The organism is bacterium, from assembly GCA_040755795.1.
Classification (GTDB): Bacteria; UBA9089; CG2-30-40-21; order CG2-30-40-21; family SBAY01; genus JBFLXS01.
In genome coordinates, this window is record JBFLXS010000639.1 from 1 (window position 1) to 1,626 (window position 1,626).

The following is a 1,626-nucleotide window of genomic DNA, read 5'->3' on the forward strand; positions in this document are numbered from 1 at the left end:
CTATGGTTAAATCTTCAATAATGCTTCCATCTTTGAATTTAACCACTGAGTTTATAAAGTTTATAAGTATATCTTTTGATTGTTTGCTTCCAAATACCTTTTTAAAGGCAAAGTCTGTTTTTACATCTAAAAACTGCATATTTTTATTCCTCCTTGAATTCGTGTTTCGTAATTTGTAACCGTTACAGTTACAAAAAAAGATATTTTTCTCTCTGTTTCTCTGCGTCTCTGCGGTAAAGGATTACCTGAACAGTTACCGATTATTTTAATATTTTCATTGCTTGAGCAATAGAGTAATTTTCGTGCACCATTTTACTAATAGCCTGGACGATTTTAACCGGGTCTCTATGTTGGAAAGCATTTCTGCCGATTGATACACCTGCAGAGCCGCCTTTTATTGCACCATCAACCATTTCAAATAATTGAGCCTCTGTTTCTACCTTTTCCCCTCCAGCAATAACCACTGGCACTGGGCAACCGGCTACCACCTCTGCAAAGGTTTGTGGGTTTCCAGTATAATTAACTTTAACCATATCAGCACCTAATTCAGCTCCAACTCTGGCGGTATGTTTAACATATTTAACATCAAATTCATTTTCAATCTTTTTACCGCGTGTATACATCATCGCAATTAATGGCATACCAAATTCCTGACTTTCCTCCCCTACCCTGCCTAAAATAGTCAACATTTCTCTTTCGTTAGCCGCACCTAAATTTACATGGACAGAAACCGCATCAGCACCTAATTGAATTGCCTCTTTGACACTACACACCTGCACCTTATCACTTGAATCAGGACCTAAAACCGTACTGGCAGAAAGGTGAATAATCAAGCCAATATCTTTGCCTCCACCACGGTAGCCTGCATTTACCATACCTTTATGCAAAATGACGGCATTAGCACCACCTTCCACTATCTTACCAACAGCCTCACGCATATTCTCTAATCCTGGTATGGGTCCCATCGTTACGCCATGGTCCATAGGGATAATGACCGTACGTTTAGAGTCACGATTAATTATTCGTTCTAATCTGATATTTTTTCCAATCATTACTGAAACCTCCTTGAAAATTGGTAACTGGTAACTGGTAATTGGTAATTGGTAACTGGTAATTGGTAACTAATTACCAATTCTGGAGGCGGGGGGAGGATTTAAACCTCCGTGCGCCGCCCTGCAAGCGGCTGCATAGTCACTCTGCCACCCCGCCATGAAATTAACCTATCTCTTTTTGTCTTGAATTTTAAACATAATCAGGGAAGCAATACCCGCTAGTATTGGTATTCCAAGAAGAATAAGAAGATTCCCTACCTGCTCCATATTCTCCATATTATTCACCTCTCTATATCTTTTGGGATTACATAATACGCTAACACGCCAAGTATTACACAGCATATTGCCATGACTAAACTTGAGAGAAATGCAAATTTTCCCGATAAGATACTACTTATCACACCGGCGGTAAGTGTATATTTGGCAGCATCCCCAACAAAAATATTTCGTAAGCGTTCAGGTGGTGTAAGAAAAGGAGATATGGAGATAAAGGAGATAAGGGGATATTATTAAAAAAATTGAAATTAGTAGAAACTAATAGAAATTTATGGAAATTTGTTGTTTCCCACAATCA

3 protein-coding genes and 1 tRNA gene are annotated in these 1,626 nt (G+C 38.6%); 1 reads left to right on the forward strand and 3 read right to left on the reverse strand.

The window, feature by feature from the left end:
• From AB1414_20515 to AB1414_20525, 3 genes are all read right to left on the reverse strand, one after another.
• On the reverse strand, window positions 1-139 hold a 139-nt coding region (locus tag AB1414_20515; protein ID MEW6609795.1), incomplete at its 3' end, for a PD-(D/E)XK nuclease family transposase.
• A gap of 121 nt (window positions 140-260) precedes the next feature.
• Window positions 261-1,052, reverse strand: a complete 792-nt coding sequence (locus AB1414_20520; GenBank protein MEW6609796.1) for a 2-amino-3,7-dideoxy-D-threo-hept-6-ulosonate synthase — start codon at window positions 1,050-1,052, stop codon at window positions 261-263.
• Between the two features lie 83 nt (window positions 1,053-1,135).
• Window positions 1,136-1,209, reverse strand: a tRNA-Cys gene (locus AB1414_20525).
• A gap of 191 nt (window positions 1,210-1,400) precedes the next feature.
• Here AB1414_20525 and AB1414_20530 point away from each other — a divergent pair.
• Window positions 1,401-1,565, forward strand: a complete 165-nt coding sequence (locus AB1414_20530) for a hypothetical protein (GenBank protein ID MEW6609797.1) — start codon at window positions 1,401-1,403, stop codon at window positions 1,563-1,565.
• The last annotated feature ends 61 nt before the right edge of the window (window positions 1,566-1,626 follow it).

What these genes read in the sequence shown, in the direction of transcription:
- AB1414_20520 (MEW6609796.1), bottom strand. Translation starts at nt 1,052, where the DNA reads ATGATTGGAAAAAATATCAGATTAGAACGAATAATTAATCGTGACTCT.
- AB1414_20530 (MEW6609797.1), top strand. Translation starts at nt 1,401, where the DNA reads ATGACTAAACTTGAGAGAAATGCAAATTTTCCCGATAAGATACTACTT.